Annotated in this window: 15 protein-coding genes and 1 pseudogene; 13 read left to right on the top strand and 3 right to left on the bottom strand. The window is 64.6% G+C overall.

Translation table 11 applies throughout. The features are described from left to right. Positions 1-469: 469 nt before the first annotated feature. A pseudogene (locus OXU32_15445) lies at positions 470-580 on the bottom strand (HU family DNA-binding protein). Positions 581-1,733: 1,153 nt separating this feature from the next. On the opposite strand from OXU32_15445, the gene OXU32_15440 reads away from it, so the two are divergent. The 11 genes from OXU32_15440 to OXU32_15390 all read left to right on the top strand — a co-directional run bounded on the left by OXU32_15440 (position 1,734) and on the right by OXU32_15390 (position 13,696). Beyond that, positions 1,734-2,831, top strand: coding sequence for a hypothetical protein (locus OXU32_15440; protein MDE0075349.1), 1,098 nt, complete (start codon positions 1,734-1,736; stop codon positions 2,829-2,831). A 379-nt stretch (positions 2,832-3,210) separates the two neighbouring features. Then, positions 3,211-5,589, top strand: coding sequence for a M66 family metalloprotease (locus tag OXU32_15435; GenBank protein MDE0075348.1), 2,379 nt, complete (start codon positions 3,211-3,213; stop codon positions 5,587-5,589). A gap of 106 nt (positions 5,590-5,695) precedes the next feature. Next, positions 5,696-6,382 carry a TonB family protein gene (locus OXU32_15430; GenBank protein MDE0075347.1) on the top strand — a complete coding sequence of 229 codons (687 nt, stop codon included), beginning with the start codon at positions 5,696-5,698 and terminating at the stop codon, positions 6,380-6,382. Between the two features lie 67 nt (positions 6,383-6,449). Then, positions 6,450-7,625, top strand: a complete 1,176-nt coding sequence (locus tag OXU32_15425; GenBank protein ID MDE0075346.1) for a hypothetical protein — start codon at positions 6,450-6,452, stop codon at positions 7,623-7,625. Between the two features lie 315 nt (positions 7,626-7,940). Beyond that, positions 7,941-9,092, top strand: coding sequence for a 6-bladed beta-propeller (locus tag OXU32_15420; GenBank protein ID MDE0075345.1), 1,152 nt, complete (start codon positions 7,941-7,943; stop codon positions 9,090-9,092). Positions 9,093-9,129: 37 nt separating this feature from the next. Continuing rightward, positions 9,130-10,203, top strand: a complete 1,074-nt coding sequence (locus tag OXU32_15415; protein ID MDE0075344.1) for a carboxypeptidase-like regulatory domain-containing protein — start codon at positions 9,130-9,132, stop codon at positions 10,201-10,203. A gap of 183 nt (positions 10,204-10,386) precedes the next feature. Further along, positions 10,387-11,127: a hypothetical protein gene (locus tag OXU32_15410; GenBank protein MDE0075343.1), complete on the top strand. Its 741-nt coding sequence runs from the start codon at positions 10,387-10,389 to the stop codon at positions 11,125-11,127. After that, positions 11,127-11,513 carry a BlaI/MecI/CopY family transcriptional regulator gene (locus tag OXU32_15405; protein ID MDE0075342.1) on the top strand — a complete coding sequence of 129 codons (387 nt, stop codon included), beginning with the start codon at positions 11,127-11,129 and terminating at the stop codon, positions 11,511-11,513. The genes OXU32_15410 and OXU32_15405 overlap by 1 nt, the downstream gene beginning before the upstream one ends. Next, positions 11,510-12,682: a M56 family metallopeptidase gene (locus OXU32_15400; GenBank protein ID MDE0075341.1), complete on the top strand. Its 1,173-nt coding sequence runs from the start codon at positions 11,510-11,512 to the stop codon at positions 12,680-12,682. The genes OXU32_15405 and OXU32_15400 overlap by 4 nt, the downstream gene beginning before the upstream one ends. Next, positions 12,675-13,058, top strand: coding sequence for a hypothetical protein (locus tag OXU32_15395; protein ID MDE0075340.1), 384 nt, complete (start codon positions 12,675-12,677; stop codon positions 13,056-13,058). Before OXU32_15400 ends, OXU32_15395 begins: the two co-directional genes overlap by 8 nt. 11 nt (positions 13,059-13,069) lie before the next feature. Beyond that, positions 13,070-13,696 carry a hypothetical protein gene (locus OXU32_15390; protein MDE0075339.1) on the top strand — a complete coding sequence of 209 codons (627 nt, stop codon included), beginning with the start codon at positions 13,070-13,072 and terminating at the stop codon, positions 13,694-13,696. Between the two features lie 54 nt (positions 13,697-13,750). Here the strand turns inward: OXU32_15390 and OXU32_15385 are convergent, their stop codons facing one another. After that, positions 13,751-14,845 (bottom strand): hypothetical protein, encoded by a 1,095-nt coding sequence (locus tag OXU32_15385; GenBank protein ID MDE0075338.1) that lies wholly within the window; start codon positions 14,843-14,845, stop codon positions 13,751-13,753. 62 nt (positions 14,846-14,907) lie between these two features. After that, positions 14,908-15,981, bottom strand: a complete 1,074-nt coding sequence (locus tag OXU32_15380; protein MDE0075337.1) for a hypothetical protein — start codon at positions 15,979-15,981, stop codon at positions 14,908-14,910. A 249-nt stretch (positions 15,982-16,230) separates the two neighbouring features. Here OXU32_15380 and OXU32_15375 point away from each other — a divergent pair, with 249 nt between their 5' ends. Then, positions 16,231-17,463, top strand: a complete 1,233-nt coding sequence (locus OXU32_15375; GenBank protein MDE0075336.1) for a hypothetical protein — start codon at positions 16,231-16,233, stop codon at positions 17,461-17,463. 195 nt (positions 17,464-17,658) lie between these two features. After that, positions 17,659-18,405, top strand: coding sequence for a class I SAM-dependent methyltransferase (locus tag OXU32_15370; GenBank protein ID MDE0075335.1), 747 nt, complete (start codon positions 17,659-17,661; stop codon positions 18,403-18,405). Position 18,406 lies beyond the last annotated feature (1 nt).

Raw genomic sequence — 18,406 nt, 5'->3', positions numbered from 1 at the left:
AAGTGACAGGCTTGACCGAGTACTACGGGACATCTGGCGCCGCGAGACCGCGCGGACACGGCTGGTGACAAGGCCGCCGGCGCGCGGGCCGGAGCGCGACGCTGGGCCGAGCCGCTGAGGGGTTTTCGGTGGCCGGATCGGCTGTGGCACCTCGCGTCTTTCGGCAGACCCATCCCTCGGTGATCCGCGACCCAACCAAGCTGCGGTTCCCACCGCTCGGCTTGGTGTCGCGATCCTCGCCCGTTCATCCCAGCCAGCAGGAGGGTGGCGGCCTATCGCAAGAGGACATCGCACTGCCCGTCGTACACGCGGCCTTCCACCCTTACCCCTCGGGAAACGGGGATCGTCGATTCTGGACGATCCCAGAGCCCGCAGATTCCGTGAAACTCGCTCTGGAGCGCCCATCGGAGCTCCCAAGGCCGCCCCCGCTTCCGGTTGGGGAGTCCACAAGCCGGGAGAGCCCGTTACCCTAGACTAGGTCCACGCGCTCTCGGAGGGGTGTCGAGGGCTTGAAGACCGGCACTCTGCGGGACGGGACCTCGAAGGGTTCACCGGTCTTGGGGTTGCGGCCCGTGCGGGCCAGACCGAGTAGCCGGATCGAGCTGCTTAGGGCGGATTCGCTCTTGGAAAACCGGGCACACCACCTTGCTCCCAACATCCCGGCCCAAAGGAGTTGACACTCGGATGAGCTTCATTACCTTCCGTGCTTCGTTCCTGATCCATCTTCCACGAATCTTCCAACCACGAGATGCACCGCGAAGCTACGGAGGACCCGCCCTCCCCGCGGCGAAAGCACACTCGCAACCCGACCCCTATGACCCGAGCGACAAGCGGATTCTGTTGCCCTGCAAGAGGTTACCGTAGGGTCCGCCCGCGCCAGCGACGCCTTCTCAGCCGCAGGCACCGTCCAACCTATCGCGGCGGCGACCGTTTCGGCATCTGCCTTTTCCTATTCGCAGTCGGCATGTTCGCGGCATGCGACGGCGGTCCAGAGTCACCGGCTGACTGGGTTGTGGAAGGAGGAGAGACGCTTGCCCAAGCATCGGCGGGATCTGGACCCGTAGTCGCGTTCGTGTTGGATCCGTCGCAGTGTTTCTCATGCACCTCGCTCCTGTCGCAGTGGCTCGATTGGCGGGCCACGAACCCAGACCAATTCATGCTGGTTCTTTCCAGACCTCCCCAGCGATGGGAGCGGCTCCGTCTGGCACCGCTCCCGGTGTCGGCGACCCTTTCGACACCTGTGGAGTCTCGGCTGCTGCCGGTAGAACTGGTCTTCTCCGACGGATCGCTGGTCTATCAGTCGCCTCGGTTATTCGGCCTACAGGAGAGCCCACTTCTCTCGGAAACACGCGAGATGCCTCTCGAACAAACGATCAAGCTCATGGCGTCCGACCGGGCGCATTCAGTATCCCGCAGCCAAACACCAACCCCACAATCAACCACGGAGGTACGAGATGGAACCCAAAACCAGAATCGGTAGGTTACTCGCCCAGACAGGGTTGGGCATAATGCTCCTTGCCCTGCTCACGTTCACGGGGACGGAACCAGCACAGGGATCTGGCTATTGGACGTACTTCGATGCCGTCTCTCAGTGCCAGGACATATGCGGCAACCCGATCAACGATCCCTCGTGTTGGTGCTACGTGATGGATCCGATCATCGTCAACCCCCCGGAGTAGCGGCTCGTGATACGGTGGGCCTGGTTGTCTCGCGGCAGCTACGCGGCGTCCGCAATGCTGGTCGGCGTCGGATGCGGGAGCGAACCGGATCCCAGTATGGACCGCGCAACAGCCGGGCCTGCCGTCACGGTTGTCGATAGCGTTCTCCTCGACGAGAACGATCGGTTCTATCTTGGCAACCCCTTCAGTTTGGTAGTGGACACCGCTGACGGTTCGTTCTTGATCTCGGACTTCTACCAAAACCGGATCCTCAGATACGAACGGGACGGCAAGCTCCGGCAGTTCTACGGTCGTCCGGGGGGCGGCCCCGGCGAGTTCCGCTCCATCTCGACCGCTTTCGTCCTGGGCGATTCAGTTGTGGTTGGTGCTGGAAACCGCCGCAATCTCCTACAACTCTTCTCCAAGCATGACGGCACCTCCCTCGGCGCGCATTCCTTCAGCGGCCGGGTGGGGATGGGCGGTGTATCGGTGGTGGATCAAGGAGTAGTGTTTCCGACCCGAGACCCTACGAACGGGACGATCGCGGCTGTCTGGCGCTACCCCGAAGCGGCGATCGACTATGTCGTTCCCCTTCCAGCGCCCTATCAGCGATCGTTGGAGGGCCTCGGCAGGTTCGCGGCTTTTCAGTCGTTTGGCAGTGTCGTCGCGTGGTCGGATACGTTGCTGTCTGGCATGAGCGGTCTGAACGAGATCTACCTCTCCACACTGGATGGCGTGTTTCTGGACACCCTCTTTCTTCCCAACACGACGCGCCGGGGCGTTCCGCCCAACGTCCAAGAGGTATTCGATGACTTGGAGTCCTTTAGCTCGATGACGGAGATGTTTGAGGCGGCTTCTTCGATGTATGGCCTCTACCGCATGTCGGATGGCAGCACGGTCGTGCTGCATCACGACTCCACGCTGGACGGAGAGTTGCCTGCCGGGAACATCACATCGGAAGTGTACCTGAGCATCATCGCCCCCGATCGCACGACTGCGTGCGTCGATGCCCCGGTGCCCTACTCGAACGAAATGCGTCCGGTTCACACCGTGGCGCGAGATACCCTCTTCCTTCTCGACCGACGCCTCAATGAAGCTGAGGACGACCTCCTGACTTGGATTCGAGCCTACCGGATCGATACGAGCGGCTGTACTTGGCTCGACTTAGGCTGAAACCACGGTGTCTCCACCGCCTTCCGGCCCCGGCGGACGTGGAGGCGCTTCGCAGTTCGTCGGTCGCCATCGACGCAACCCGCCGCAGGTTCAAGCTAACGGCTTAACCGAGCGGGTGTATTGCGTGCGATGGTCCGCGAAACTCCCATAAGGTGCAAGGGATTCTCGATCAGGCTTGCGTATTTGAAGTGATACATCATCCGAGTAGCGAATGATGTAAATCATTATCGTATAGTATGTTACGATCATTCTCGATCAACATAATCCGGTTCCGTCCGAACTGGGCAGCCTCGCCAACCTCGCGAAGCTCAATCTCTGCTGCAACGACCTCAGCGGACCGATCCCACCTGAACTCGGCAGCCTCGCCAACCTGGAGCAGATGTATCTCTTCCAGAACGACCTGACTGGTCCGATTCCGCCGGAGTTGGGCCGACTTACCGGTCTGAACGAGCTTCGGCTGAACCAAAACGGCCTGACCGGCCCGATCCCGCCGGAGCTCGGTGGTCTCGCCGACCTTGCCGAGCTCACTCTCGCGGTGAACCAGCTCAAGGGCCCGATTCCACCAGAACTCGGTGGCCTGCCCAATCTGGAGGTGCTTTCGCTGACCGCGAACGACCTGACCGGCTCGATCCCGCCGGAACTCGGTGACCTCGCCAACCTGGAGGAGCTTGGCCTGAACGTGAACGGCCTGATCGGCCCGATTCCGCCGGAACTGGGCGATCTCATGGCACTCGAAGGACTATACCTGGGCGACAACGAACTGTCGGGTCCGATTCCGTCCGCACTGGGTGGCCTCACCAACCTGACGACGCTCGATCTGTGGGGAAACCAACTCAGCGGCCCGATCCCGCCCGAACTCGGCAGCCTCGCGGCCCTGGAACGGCTGTTTCTCGACGACAATGACCTCGAAGGTGCCATTCCACCCGAACTCGGCAGCTTGTCGACCCTGGAACTCCTGTTTCTGCAAGACAACGGCCTCGAGGGTCCCATCCCGTCCGAGTTCGGCAACCTCGCGGCCCTGGAGTTCCTGTCACTGGAGGGCAACGATCTGTCCGGCCCGGTGCCATCCGCGATCGGCGGAATGGCGAGCCTCCGGGAGATGGGCCTCACAGGCAACTCCGGCATGGCGGGCCCCCTTCCCGCCGGCATGACCGCGCTGTCCCGGCTCGACGCGCTGCTGGCTGGAGGCACCGATCTGTGCGCAACCACGGATGCGGGCTTCCAATCGTGGCTCGGACAGGTTTACAAGCGCAGGATCGCTCCGTGCAGCGCGGGGGATCCACCGATGGCCTACCTGACGCAGGCCGTGCAGTCGCGGGAGTTCCCGGTCCCCCTGGTGGCGGGTGAGAAGGCGTTGCTCCGCGTGTTTCCGACGGCCAGCCGCAGCGGTGGCGTGGGTCTTCCAGACGTTCGCGCCCGATTCTACCAGAACGGCCGCGAGACGCATGTGGCCGAAATGCGCGGCGCATCCGCGCCCATCCCGACCGAGATCGACGAGAGCAGCCTGGACAAGTCGGTCAACGCCGAGATACCCGGACGCGTGATTCAGCCGGGGCTTGAGATGGTGATCGAGGTTGACCCGGGAGGGGCGCTGGACTCGTCGCTGGGGGTAGCGAGGCGGATCCCCGAGACGGGCCGTCTGGCCGTGGATGTAGGGGCGATGCCGGTCTTCGATCTGACACTGGTCCCGTTCATCTGGACCGAAACGGGCGACGAGTCGATCGTGAGTCTCGTCAGGGAGATCGCCGCCAGTCCCGACACACACGAGTTGCTCGCGGACACCCGCACGCTCCTGCCGGTCCACGATATCGAGGTAACGGCCCACGAACCGGTCTTGAGTTCGAGCAACGACGGTCGGGACCTGTTTAGAAAGACCAGGGCCATCCGCGCCATGGAAGGGGGCAGCGGCCACTACATGGGGATGATGGCGCGGCCGAGGACCGGGCCCTCCGGAATCGCGAGACTGCCCGGACGGTCGAGCTTCGCGGGCGCCGGCTCGTTCGTCATCGCCCACGAGCTTGGTCACAACCTGAATCTCCAACACGCGCCGTGCGGAGGGGCGGGAGGACCGGATCCTTCGTTCCCGTACTCCGACGGGTCTATCGGTGCGTGGGGCTACGACTTCCGCGATGGCGGCCAGCTTGTGCCGCCCTCCGCGACGGACCTGATGGCCTATTGCGGTGACAAGTGGATCAGCGACTACTCGTTCACCAACGCGCTGCGGTTCCGCCTGAGCGATGCGGACAGCGTGGGATTGCCGTCGCCGCCGATGGACGCCCCACCGACGAAGGTACTGCTGCTGTGGGGTGGCGTTAACGCCGACACCGTGCCCTTCCTCGAACCGGCGTTCGTGGTCGGCGCCCCACCTGTCTTGCCCGAGGCCCGTGGAGAGTACCGTCTTTCAGGACGGTCCGCGGATGGCCGCGAGCTGTTCGCCGTCAGCTTCGAGATGCCGGTCGTCGCCGACGCCGAGGGCGAGGAGAGCAGCTTCGTGTTCGCCCTGCCGGTCCAGGCAGGCTGGGACGCCCTGGCGAGCATCGCGCTCTCCGGGCCCCGAGGCTCGGTCACGATCGACCAGAGCACGGATCGCCCGATGGCCATCCTTCGCGATCCCCGAACCGGGCAGGTGCGCGGATTCCTGAGCGACCCGCCGGCCGCAAACCAGGTCGCGAGCGACGCGGCCGCGGGAGCCGCCGGACCGGGTCTGGACGTGCTGTTCAGCCGGGGGATCCCCGATGTGGGTGCTTGGCGGCGGTAGCCTTTGAGCCCGGCTCCATCAGCAACTAACTTTTTAGTTGACAGATCCGCTCTCGCTCTCCATCGTACCAGCCTGGTGTTCTTCGGCCACATGACGAGGAGAGACGATGAGCGACAACGGATCTGTGCAGGTGCAGGAAGGCGCGCCGCTGGAGACGGCGAACGACCGCTTCAAGAAGTCGTTCGACACATGGTTCTGGGGATCGGTTCTGGTCGCGACCGTGGTCCACTTCGTGATGTTCATGTTCTGGCCGAGCATGACCGCGGCGGACGTCTCGTTCGATTCCGAGGAGCTGGTGGCGATCGAACTCCCGCCCGAGATCGAGATTCCCCCGCCGCCCCAGGCGATCAGCCGGCCCGCGACCCCCGTGATCGCCGCGGCCGACATCAGCGAGGACATCACCATCGCGCCGACCACCTTCGAGGACAATCCGGTCGAAGAGCTGCCACCTCCTCCCGACGAGGAGGCGGTCGACATCTCGGCGGCGCCGTCGTTTACCCCCTACACGGTCCGCCCCGACCTCATGAACCAGCCTGAAGTGGAGCGTGCGCTGGAGCGGGAGTATCCCCCGATCCTGCGTGACAACGGCATCGGCGGGAGGGTGACGGTGCACTTCTTCATCGACGAGGAAGGGATCGTTCAGAACACCCTCGTCGCGGAGACCTCGGGACACTCCTCGCTCGACGAGGCGGCGCTGCGCGTGGCCAACGTGTTCAGGTTCACTCCGGCACTCAACCTGGACAAGGTGGTTCCGGTGTGGATCTCGCTTCCCATCACGTTCCAGACGCGGTAGTCGCCTATTACGGGCTCGTCGATCCAGACACAATGTTAAAGGAGCGTCCAGAATGCCGAGAACGCGGTTGAGCCAACTGGCAGTGGGGAGCGTCTTCGCTATCGCCACCCCGGCCCTCGTCGCGCAGGAAGTGATCGAGCTGCCCGCCGAAGACCGGATCTTCGAAGCGGAGTTCGATGAGGTCTACCGGGTGGGGTCCATTGCCGGGAACGCGTGGGAGCAGTTCAGCCGGGTCAGCGCCGTCGGCTTCGGCCAGTCCGGCAACCTGCATGTGATGGACGACCAGGGCGGCCGGGTCGTGGTTGTGAGCGAAGTCGGTGAGTTGGTCCACGAGTTCGGACGGATCGGCGATGGGCCCGGGGAGTTTGCCGGGAATACCAACACGGCCGTCGGATTCACGGTGCTCCGTGACGGGCGCACGGTGGTGTTCGATCCTGGTCACACCGCATTTGACGTGTTCGGACCAGACGGCGAGTTCGACCGCTCGGTACGCATGCCCGGCAACCTGTTCTACGGGATGCGAACCCTGTTGCCCGCCAGGGACGGCCAGAACATCATCACGACAAGCTTCTCGGCAATGAGCATGGGCGGCCCCGCCGACGGCCCCGAGCCATCGTTCCGCCCCGTCTACCGATTCGTCCTGACCGGCGATGAGGCCGTGCAGGACACGGTGATCCGGGCGTGGCGGCCACCGGGAGATCCGGACGGCTTCGGGCCGGAGTTGGTGGCCGGGGCGCTGCCGGGCGGCGGGCTGGTCTTCACCGACTCTTCCGCCTATGCGATCAAGGTGGCGACGGGAAACGGGGAACTGACCCGGGTACTCACCCGGCCCTTTCGCCCTGAACCTGTAACCGCCCGCATCAGGGATCGGGAGATCGAGCGCCAGTTGGAGGAGAACGAGGAACGCGCCGCCAGATCGAATTTGCCGTTCGCCGCCGCCTTGGCCGAAATGAGACGCGAGCGGATCCGGAACATGGAGGTCTACCCCGAGGTGCCGGTGGTCCGCGACCTGCAAACCAGTTGGGAGGGGACGATCTGGGTGCTCCGGCGCGGGGAGGAACCGGCCAGCGATGGCCCGATCGATGTGCTGACCCCGGACGGCCGCTACATCGGGACCTTCGCGGCCGGCACGACCGCGATGCCCGACGCGTTCGGGCCGGACGGGCTGGCCGCGTTCATCGAGCGTGACGAATTCGACGTGGCGAGCGTCGTAGTGCGGCGACTGCCGGTCGGTGTGAGGTGAGGCTTCGTATACTTGAGGCGCGTTTCGGCGGCCGGCAAGGCGGAATAGTGCGCCTCCGGGCGCAACGAGGTTTGGGCACAAGGCTTGCTGGTGAAACGATCCGTAGCCATATCGTGTCCAACCAGGCGACGGCACGATCTCACAAGGGCATTTCCCGAGACAACGGAGCCCATGAAGCCGGTAGGCCGTGCAGTTGCCGTTTCTTGCCTTCTGGCACTGCTCCCGACCTTCGGTTGTGGGGATGCTCCGGAGCCTGGTCGACGACTTGATCCCGGCGGGGATGCCCAGTCGATAAGCGTGGTCGATTCCGGAGGGGTGAGCATTGCCACAATCCCCAACCTGCATGCCCTCGACCTTCCCGAACTCGGCCTGACGCTGCTTCACTCCACGCTCGAAGGTCTTGACCTGGTCGAGGTGGTGGGCGCGGTTCTGCTGCCTGATTCGTCGTTGGTTATCGCCGACAAGGCTTCGCCCAACCTCACCTTCCTGCATCCGGACGGGAGTCTGCGGGCGCGCGTGGGCCGGGCGGGAGAGGGTCCTGGCGAGTACACCGAGATCTCGCGGATCGGGCTCACCCGCGACGGATCGCTGTTCGCTTACGACCGAGCCTTGCGGCGGTTTACGTTCCTCGATCGGGAGGGCGGCGTCATTGGGGTCCAGCGAAGCGGATGCACGGCCGCGACGGGAGAAGTCGTTCCTCTGGCCGATGTGAATGGGCAAGGCTTCATCGGCGTCCTCGAAACCAGGCCCGATCTCCCGCCGGGCGTGCAACGCGGTCCGCTGTTCCTGGTGGCCTGTGCCGGCATCGAGGAATCACTCGATACCCTGGGCGAGTGGGCGGGCAAGGAGCGCCACGTCGCACCGAATCAGTGGACCGCCGTCGGGTTCGGTCGCTCAGCGCTGTACGATGGACGTGGAGGCCGTACCGTCGTCGGTGCGAACGACTCGTTGGACCTGACGCTGTACGAGGGATCGGCCGTGCGCACCAGGGTCCGCGGTGGCTCTTCCCTGCGGCGAGTAACCCCGGCGGAACGCGAGGAATGGACCAGTCTGTACCTGGAGATGTTCCCCGAGATCGTTCGGGCTGACCGGCGGAGGCGCCTGGAGCAATCGGAAATACGGGACGCGTATCCGGCGTTCGGGTCCATCAAGGTGGATGCCGACGGCGGGATGTGGATCGGAGACTATGCGAAGCTATCGGATGATCGGCGGCTTTGGACGGTTCTCGGCGAGGACGGAACGCCGGTCGCCTCGATCCATCTTCCGGTCTTCCGTCCGGATTGGCTGCAGATCCGTGAAGGCTCCATCACCGGCAGGGCGCTGGTCGAGTGGGAAGTCACCATCCCGAGCCCGGTCCACGAGTTGCTGGACATCGCCGATGATCGCATCGTGGTGCTGCGCAAGGATGAGCTGGGCCGCGAGTTTGTCGAGGTATACGAAGTCGAGATGCCCGGGGAGGGACAATAGTGAAGCGAGGTGCCCGGACCATCGCGCCGTCGGTGTGATGCGGTTACGCAATTATCTCCTCCGGCTCGCCATCATCGTCCTCGCCGCGCCGGCGGCGGCGCAGCAGCCCGATCTTCCCGGGGCCCTGCTTCAGGGCGTTGTCTACGATGTGCAAACCGGGGATGCCATCGCCAGCGCGACCGTGTCTTTCAGCTCGCTGCAGCAGTTCATCTCTTCGGATTCCGCAGGCGTCTTCTCGGTCCGCGGTCTTCGGCCGGGCGGCCACATCGTCACCGTGACCCGGATCGGCTACGAACGGCGGGACTTGCCGATCAACCTGACGGGCGACGGCAACAACTTCATCGAGATCGCGCTGACCCCCAGCCCGATCCTGCTGGACAGCCTCACGGTCGTCGCGCCCGACCGTGTCGCGGTCCGCGGCGTCGTCTACGACATGGTGAGCGGCACCGCCATCCCCGGCGCCGCCGTCTTCGTTGAATCGGAGAACCACGGAACCCTGGCGGACTCGCTGGGCTCCTTCGTCGCCGCCGATGTGCCGCCGGGACCCCAGTTGATCACGGTCAAGCAGATCGGCTACCACGACAAGGTGATCGCCTTCACCGCGACCGGCCGCCCCGACGACCTGGTGGAGATACCTCTGGTGCCCAAACCGTTCATGCTGGACGGGATCACGGCGGTCGCGAGCAACATCGAGACCATGGAAGACCGCATGCGGTCGCGGCGAGGCGACGCCTCGGTCGGCCGCGGGCTCATCCGCGCCTACGACCGAGAGGCACTGCTCGCTTCCGGTGCCGCCACTGGTCTCGATTTCGTCGACGACCACACCATCGTTCGGATGAGGCCCTGCCCCGCGGGTGAGTTCACGTTCTTCTCCATCGGGAGAGGCGGGTTCGTGCGGGCGCCATGGGTCTACATCGATGAAATCTGGCAACCGGAAGGGCTCGCCGCGTTGCAAAGGTATTCAACATCTGAACTGTACTCGGTTGAAGTCTATTTCTCCGGCTCGGAGATTCGCGGCTACACCTACCAGTTCATGGAGCGTACCGCGCGCAAGCCGCAGGCTCTGATTCCGGTGCTCCTCTGGCGCTGGGGCCGCCGACCTCCGCACTGATCCGCGCCGCAGGCTCGATCTGCAAGCTGCCCGAGTCCTCCTCGCGGCCCGGGGACCCCCCGCCTTTCCATCGCGGAACCTTCGCGAGCCGTGTCGACTACTACGATCGTCAACTAGTGCGGTAGTCGTACCGACGGACGCGCGTGGCGCCGCGGGATCGCTACCCAACTCGGAAGGAGAGCGATGATGAAGATGACACTGATGTTCCTGATGGCGCTCGGCATGGCCGGGGCCGGGGTTTCCGCGCCCGCGAACGGCGGGAAAGCTCTGGCACCCGGCTTGCAAGAGCAACAGCCGACGCAAGAGAGCGCGGACGCCGACAATCTTTACGATCTCGTGAAACAGGCCCGTGCCGACCTCCGCGAGATGCGGGTGGCATCGGGTCTCTCCGCCTACACATCGGGTCCGCAGGCAGGCAGGCGCGAGAGCCGGCAAGGTGGTGAGGGGACCTACCTCCCGAAGATGACGAAACAGGACAAGCTCTTCGGCAACGGCGCCCGTCTGGTTCTGGAGTTCGACCCGGCGACACAGGTCTTCGTCGGCTCGGTAACGAACAGCACGGCACGGCTTCTCCCGCAAGTGCGCGTTGAGGTCCATCTGGACAACGGCACGGAGCTCGGTCCGACCAGGCGTATCGATGTCGGTCCGGGCGAGACCGTCCCCGTGGAACTGGGAGCCTTCGGGAACGAGTTCAGCGCGTGGGTCAGTCACCCCGAAGCCGGCGTCGAAGATGGCCACGGCGCAGGCGGGGAAGAGGGTGGCGAAGGCGCCGGCGAGCACGGCGGGCGCGAGGGGCGCGGCGAGCACGGAGGTGGCGAGACCGCCCGCCCGAGCGGCGCGGCCTATCGGCCCGTATACAACCAGCTCCAGATCCTGCGTGGGGAAATGCATGCGTTTCGGAGCGACCTCGCAGGGAGCGAGTGATGAAGCGGAAGCGGCAACTGGGGGACCTGCAACTCGCCATCATGCGTGTGCTCTGGGAGCGAGGCGAAGCCCCCGCCATCGAGGTGCACCAGGCGCTATTTGAAGAGCGGCGCCTCGCCGTCACGACCATCAAGACGATGCTGCGCAAGCTGGAGGAGTACGGGTGCGTGGAGCATCGAACGAAGGGACGGCAGTTCATCTACCGGCCCGCGATCGCCGAGGCGGATGTCCGCAGGAGCATGGTGGGCGATCTCGTGACGCGGTTGTTCTCCGGTGACAGCACGGCACTGGTCAACCATCTGGTCCGGTCCGGCGAGATCGACCCGGACGACCTGGACGATCTGAGAGCGATGGTGTCCAGCAAGCGGAAGGGGGAATCGAAATGACGGCGTGGCTGCTTACGTTCCTCATCCACAGCACGCTTTGGTGCGGCGCCGCCTGGCTGGGCCTGCGTCTCTTCCCCCGGACGCGTGCGCGGCTGAGGGAAACGATCTGGTACACGGCGCTCGCCGCCAGCCTGATCACTCCGACGGTCCACTCCCTGACCTCGTGGGATTCCGCGGTCTGGCGGCTCTCCATGCCCACCGCCATCGCCGGGGAGGAGCGTCACTCCGAGGGCGAATCAGGCCACCGGGACGGCGTGGCGTCCGTCTTCTCGCCGTCGGGCGAAGAAGCACACAGCGCCGAGATTGCGCTCCCGGCGGGCTGGGCCGACTCCGCGGGCACCCTTTGGGTTGTGTTCGCCGGGGGACTGCTCGCCTACTACCTGCTTCGATTGGGGAAACTGCGGCACCGCCTGGGCGACCGTGAGCCGGTGATGGACCCGCGGGCCTCGCGCGCGCTGGCCGCACTCAGCCTCAGGGCGGCACTGGCGCCCGCGCCCCTTCTAACGGAAAGCGACAACCTGGGCTCGGCCATCGCGCTGGGCGCAGGGACCGGCCGCGAGATCTGCGTGCCCGTGCGCGCGCTCCATGAACTGGACGAAGAAGAGCTCCGTGCACTTCTGGGCCACGAGGTCGCGCACCATCTGCGCCGCGACCCGATCCGGTTGGGCATCCTGAACGTCCTCCAGGCGGTTTTCTTCTTCCAGCCGCTTTTCCGGCTTGCCGTGCGCGAAGTGCGATTCGCCGCCGAAGAGCTGTGCGACGACTGGGCGGCCAGTCAGGTCGACGACCGCTTCGCGATGGCGAGTTGCCTGGCCGAGGTGGCCGGATGGGTGGTCGGGAGGGACCGGCGCACCCCGGTTCCGTGCATCGGCAGGCGTCGCTCACAGCTGGAGCGGCGCGTTCGGAGGCTCATGGCCGGACACAGTTCGCCCCGGGCGTCGTCGTCCCCCTGGCGGCGAATGAGCGCGGTGGGCCTTCTGATCCTCGCCCCGTCGTTCGCGCCGGCGCTGGCACCCGCACCGGAAGCGCCCCATGAGGACCAGCAGGCCGTCGAAGGCGCGCGATCGGAGGAACACGAGCAGCCGCGGGAGCACAGGTCTGCCGAAAGCCTCGAACACGACAAGGACAACAACCAACACGACATAAACGAAGGAGAGACTCATGACTAGACATACAGCCTTCCGTACCGCGACCCTCGCCCTCCTGGCCATGGTGGCCGCCTGCAGAAGCAGTTCCACCGAACCGGGCGAGTCGGGCGTCCGTTGGAACGCCGATCAGACGGCGACGGATACCCGCCGCGGCGTGGACCTGGTCATCAGCTACGATGCATCAGGCCGGCGGTTCAACGGCACCGTAACCAACACGACCGGCGCGACGGTCACCGACGTGCGCGTCGAGATCCATCTGTCCAACGGAACCGAACTCGGCCCGACGCCCAGGGTTGACCTCGCGGCGGGGGCGAAGCAGTCTGTCACGCTGGACGCGGCCGGTCAGAATTTCAACTGGTACAGCGTGCATGTCGAACTCGGTTCATCGTCGGGGTAGGGAGTTCCACCATGAGACAGCCGCTCGCACTCGTTCTTTGCGCATTCCTGCTGGCGGTCGCCGCCGACGACACCCGGGCGCAGGGGAGAACCACCGACTTCATCCTGGGAGCCGGAGCGACCATGGGCCTCGCGACCGATGAGGAAGCCACGGAGAGCCGCATCGGACGGAATCTCGCGGGCGGATTCTCCCTGCGGGTGATCGACATGATCGGCCTGCGGGTGGAAGCCGGCTACATCGAGAAGGGCGCCGGGTCGGAATTCAGCGAGGGCGGCGCGGCTGGTCAGTTGAATATCGAGATCGACTATCTCGTGCTGCGTGGTCTGCTCGAGATCGGCGGCGACTTCCATATCCTCGCCGGCGGGAGCGTGGGGCGCGACAGGCGATGCAACGTGGCCATCGACGTTTCGGTCGAAGGGATCGACATGTCGAGGGAGCAGAGCTGCGACGACATGCGCGTCGACAGAAACACCGATGTGGGGATCACCGCCGGGGCGGGCTACAACGTCGGCCTCTTCGGCGTCACGGCGCTGTTCACCGAGGGCTTGACCGAAATCTTCGCCGGCGACAACGCACCGACCGGCCGCAACCGCACCATCTCGCTCGTCGGGTCCTTTCGCATCCCGCTCGCCCGATAGCCTTTTTCAGGCGCCGGGAGGTGGGGACGGCCTGACGAGTCCGAGCGGCAGGGGCTATAGAGGATAGAGTTCGTACTTGGCAATGCGCCACGGAGGTATGCGCGGACTAAGCAACACATAGAGGTATCTGCCCCCGCCCAGCACCTTCGAGCCCTCCGGCAATCGCGCGTTCTCAAAGAGTTTCTGCCCCGTATGGCGATCGTAGGCCTCCACGGACACGTCTAGTTGCTCGAACGGAATCCAGGGCTTGGCCGGGTCCAGCTTGCCGACCGTGAACACCAGGCGGTTGCCGTCCACAACATCCATGCTCGTGACGAGGTCAAAGCTCTCAATCAACCGTTTGATCCGATCGCCAGCTTGAGCCCCCGTTCCTTGTGCGGCGGTGAAGGCGAGCGCGCCCGGCTCAAGCTCCGGCACCCTGCGGAATCCTGCCGGCGGCGTCCCGATGGTTCCGACCGAATCGCCGGCGCCGTTCAGGATGGTCGCGGGGTACAGGAGGCCCGCCATCGCGTACACGGAGTCCCCGCCGACCGCAGCGTGCGCCCGTCCCAGACCATTCCAATACGGCATGCTGGCAGCCAGCGTGTTCCAGCTGCTCCAGGTTACGGTGCCGTCGATCAGGCGATGATAGAGACCGTCCATGTCGGCTGCGTACATATCCCGTCCAACCCCGCCGAACACGATGTCGGGCCCAATAGGGAGAACCGTTCCCGGCACATAGTTCTCGACCAGCAACATGCTGTGAGGTGTCAGATCCGGAGCAAGGAACGTGAGCGCCCCACTCTGTGCGCCCGTCACGACGATGCGGCCGTCCGCAAGCTCCGCTACGCTCCGAATCCTTCGGAATTCCCACGGTCCGTCGCCGAAGCGCCCGAACGCGGCTTCCAGCGAACCGTCCTCGCGGTAGGTCCGAACCCGCGGCAGAAACCGGTCTCCGATCACGAAACCGCCGTCCCGCCTCTCGACAAACTCGCCCAGGTCCGCGATGGAATCGGACGGATCCTCTCCCAACTCAATGACGTCCACCAACTCGAAGACGTCTTCGAGGGCCGGCGAGGGCACCTCGGCCTGCTGCCTCTCACAGGAGACGGCGGGAAGCAGAAGGAGGAAAGCCGCAGCCGCCAGTCGACGGGACGGGAGATTGTCCATCAGTCGGCCTCCCTCTCTCGGATGCCTGGCCTTTGACGGCGGATTGGTGGCCTCTCGCCTCCTCATCTCTCCGTCAACAGCCGCAGCTTCGCGATCCGCCAGGGCGGGAAATGCTCATCCAGCAGGAGGTACAGAAACCGGCCTCCGCCCAGCACCCTGGATCCCTCCGGAAGCGGCACATCTTCATAGAGCTTTACGCCGCTGTGCCGGTCGTAGACCTCTAGCGACGTGTGCACGATCTCAAAGGGAGGCATTGCCCGCTCGGGGTTGTGCCTGGCTTGAGTGAGGATCAAGTGCCGGCCGACCGCGTCCATGCGGTGAATGATGTCGAAGCTTGCGAGAAGCCCGGGCAGCGTGGTGCCGTAGCTTCCGAGATCGGCCAACATGCCCGATTCCAATACCTCAATCGGTCGGAACGAAGCGGAGCGGGTTCCGAACGTGCCCACGGTCTCGCCCGCCCCGTCGAGAACCGTAATCGGATACCTGACCCCGGACATGACAAAGATCGAGTCACCGCTCACCGCGATCGGGAAATTCGAGAATGAGCCCCAATAGGGTCTCTCGAAGGGGGAGAAGGGGAGTTCGTAGCTGCTCCACACCAACTCCGGCGGGATCACGCGGTGAAGGAGCGGTGGATGGCCGAAGCGGCGTTCCTCAGGGTCTCCCGTATTCATCCGCACAAGCAAGTCGGATCCGAGGGCAAGGACATCCATGGCAGCCGTCGGCAACGCGACCATGGTATCGGGAGCGAGGGCACGGGTCAGATAGGTGAGATGGAACGAACGGGAACCCGCGACCACGATCCTCCCTGAAGGTGCTTCCGCCACCGCCCTGATCCGCTGAAACTCGAAGGGAGCGTCTCCGAACCGGCCGAAGGCTGCCTCCAGCCGCCCTTCCTCGTCGTAGGTCCGCACCCGCGGCAGATGCAGGTCGCCGATGACGTAGCCGCCGGCCCGCCGTTCGACGAAGTCTCCGATTTCGGCAATCGAGTCGGCGGGGTCTTCGCCGAGCTGGATCACGGCCTCGACGGCAAACACCTCTTCGAGGCTCGCGACGATGGCGGCCGAAGGGGGACCGTCCGCCTCCCCGCACGCGCATAGAAGCAGGACCGCCTGGATTGCCACTGACGCGGGCATTGCGCGCGAACAACCCTGGCCACTGACCCTCTTCGACACGTGCGATAACCCTCCTTCCATCTCGACAAGGTCGATCCTAAGGAAAGCAACCGGAATGCGCGAATCCGCGTTGCCAGGGAGCGTTTCCGGTTCGCACGGGCATCAACGCCTGGTGGACTGGCGGGGGCGTGGGCTCCGGGTGTAGCGTCAGGATCCGCGTCCTGAGTCGCTCCGGTCCACCGTGCCTGACTCAAACGATGGAGGACAACGATGTCGGCCCATCCCTGTTCGCTTCGAGTCCTCGTCGCTTCGGTGGCGCTCATCGTCGCAACGATTCCGGCCTGCGTCCCGGAAGCATCGCCGGAACCCACCATCGCCGTTGACAGTGCAGGCGTGCGAATCGTCACCAGCGATCCTTCGGGCTCCGATGCGACCTGTTCCATCAGCGAAGAACCCGTCCTGGTCATCGGCGCGGACGAGGAGGTCGAAAACCAGTGGTTTTCCTCGATCCGAGGCATGGGGCGGCTGTCCGACGGATCGATCGCGGCGATCGACCGGTCGTCGGCTGAAGTCCGCATCTATGACGAGACCGGCAGGCACCTGCGGTCGATGGGCCGGTACGGCGAAGGGCCCGGCGAGTTCTCGAATCCCTTTATCCTCTGGATCACCGCTGACGACACGCTGTGGGTGGGCGACTATTACCCGTGGCGCTACAACCTCTTCACGGCCGACGGTGATTTCGTGCGGCGGGTCAACCTCACGTCGGGCTTTGTGAACAACCCCGACGGCGGGGGAGTGCTCGACAACGGATACTCGGTGAATCCGAGATCAAAGAGGGCGAATCGTGCCGATTTCACGGATCCGGACACGCTGATCGTGGAGGTCAACGACCCCGGCGGACAGCTGGTCGGCAGCATCGACCGGATGCCCGGGCGAATTCGAGGATTCGTCAGCGAGGCTCCGAATCTGGGGCTGTTCCCCCTCTTCCAGTCGTTTCCACAGGTTGATGCAAGGGGCTCCACCGTCGTGCTGGCGCACGGAAGAGACACCGAGATTCGCGTTCTGGACGACGAATTCGACTTGCGGACGATCATCCGCTGGTACGAACCGGATCGCGAGGTAACGGCCGCGGACGTGAGCGCCTGGCGCGAGGACTACATCGAGAGCCGCACCCAACCGGGCTCTCGCGAATGGGATGTGTTTGACGAGGCGACGATCAGCGGGGAGCGTCCCGCGGCCGACCTCTTTCCGGCCATCTCCACCGTGATGATCGGGCGCGACGGCCGCATCTGGGTGCGCCAGTACGACCGGCCCCGGGAAGACCGCGGATGGCTGGCCTTCGGCTCCGACGGCCGGTTCCTCTGCCACATGGCTCAACTGCCCGGCGAGGTGCGGGAATTCGGCGCCGACTACGTCCTGTTGCTCAGCGAAACCGAACTCGGGATACAGACCGTGCAGATGTACCGCCTGGATCACCCGGAGTTGGGGGAGTCACCTCTGTAGACCGTGGTCGTGCCTGATTTGTGGCATTAGTTGACACAGATCGATGTGCGAGCGCACTTTCGCCAACTTGCCGATGCCGCTCTCAGCGAAGTCGCGGAGGACCGCCATGTAGATGGACCCACAGCCATGCAGCGGCTGAGGGAGCGCATCGAGCGAGTCGGGACAAGCCAGCCGGCATCCGCTGAAGGAGATCCAGTGACCCGCTACGACGCATACGACCCCTTCGCGCGCGTCTACGATCAGCACTGGGGTTTCTTCGCGGCCAAGGCGTACCCGATCCTCGAACACCTTGTTCTGGGGAATCTTCGGCCTGGATGCGCCGTCCTGGATCTCTGCTGCGGCACCGGACAGCTTGCCGCCGAGCTTTCGCAGCGAGGCTACCGCACAATGGGTCTGGATGGCTCGGAAGCGATGATCGAGATCGCGAGGACGAACGCCCCGGACGCGGATTTCGTCGTCCAGGATGCCCGCAACATCGTCCTGCCCGTCAGGTTCTCGGCGGTTTTCTCGACCTTCGACAGCCTGAACCACGTCATGGAGTTGGACCAACTGGAACAGGTGTTTCGCAGTGTATTCGCCGTCCTGGAAGAGGGCGGCTACTTCGTGTTCGACCTCAACATGGCAGAGGGCTTCCGGTCCAGGTGGCGCGGCTCGTTCGAATTCGTCGAGGACGATCACGTCTGCGCGGTTCGATCTTCACATGACGCGAACGAGAAGACCGGACGGCTGGATGTCACTCTGTTCGAGTTGAAGGATGCCGGCTGGGTGCGGACCGATTTCCCTCTGATTCAGCGCTGGTACGAAGAGGGTGAAATCAGGGACCTCCTGCGAAAGGTCGGATTCGGAGAACTGCAGTCCCTGGATGAGAGCGAACCCATCCTGGAGGGCTCGATGCACGAAGGCAGGATGTTCTTCGTCGCCAGAAAGGGCGCCGCCCACTAGC

It is taken from the genome of Gammaproteobacteria bacterium, from assembly GCA_028819075.1.
Lineage (GTDB): Bacteria > Gemmatimonadota > Gemmatimonadetes > Longimicrobiales > Gaopeijiaceae > BD2-11.
Note: the sequence above shows the minus strand (reverse complement) of the source record. Positions and strands in the feature narration are given on the sequence as shown.

Excerpts from the sequence above, each read along its gene's own strand:
- OXU32_15390 (MDE0075339.1), top strand. The coding sequence starts at position 13,070 with ATGAGACAGCCGCTCGCACTCGTTCTTTGCGCATTCCTGCTGGCGGTC.
- OXU32_15435 (MDE0075348.1), top strand. The coding sequence starts at position 3,211 with ATGTATCTCTTCCAGAACGACCTGACTGGTCCGATTCCGCCGGAGTTG.
- OXU32_15395 (MDE0075340.1), top strand. The coding sequence starts at position 12,675 with ATGACTAGACATACAGCCTTCCGTACCGCGACCCTCGCCCTCCTGGCC.
- OXU32_15375 (MDE0075336.1), top strand. The coding sequence starts at position 16,231 with ATGTCGGCCCATCCCTGTTCGCTTCGAGTCCTCGTCGCTTCGGTGGCG.
- OXU32_15400 (MDE0075341.1), top strand. The coding sequence starts at position 11,510 with ATGACGGCGTGGCTGCTTACGTTCCTCATCCACAGCACGCTTTGGTGC.
- OXU32_15415 (MDE0075344.1), top strand. The coding sequence starts at position 9,130 with ATGCGGTTACGCAATTATCTCCTCCGGCTCGCCATCATCGTCCTCGCC.
- OXU32_15440 (MDE0075349.1), top strand. The coding sequence starts at position 1,734 with ATGCTGGTCGGCGTCGGATGCGGGAGCGAACCGGATCCCAGTATGGAC.
- OXU32_15380 (MDE0075337.1), bottom strand. The coding sequence starts at position 15,981 with ATGCCCGCGTCAGTGGCAATCCAGGCGGTCCTGCTTCTATGCGCGTGC.
- OXU32_15385 (MDE0075338.1), bottom strand. The coding sequence starts at position 14,845 with ATGGACAATCTCCCGTCCCGTCGACTGGCGGCTGCGGCTTTCCTCCTT.
- OXU32_15405 (MDE0075342.1), top strand. The coding sequence starts at position 11,127 with ATGAAGCGGAAGCGGCAACTGGGGGACCTGCAACTCGCCATCATGCGT.
- OXU32_15430 (MDE0075347.1), top strand. The coding sequence starts at position 5,696 with ATGAGCGACAACGGATCTGTGCAGGTGCAGGAAGGCGCGCCGCTGGAG.
- OXU32_15410 (MDE0075343.1), top strand. The coding sequence starts at position 10,387 with ATGATGAAGATGACACTGATGTTCCTGATGGCGCTCGGCATGGCCGGG.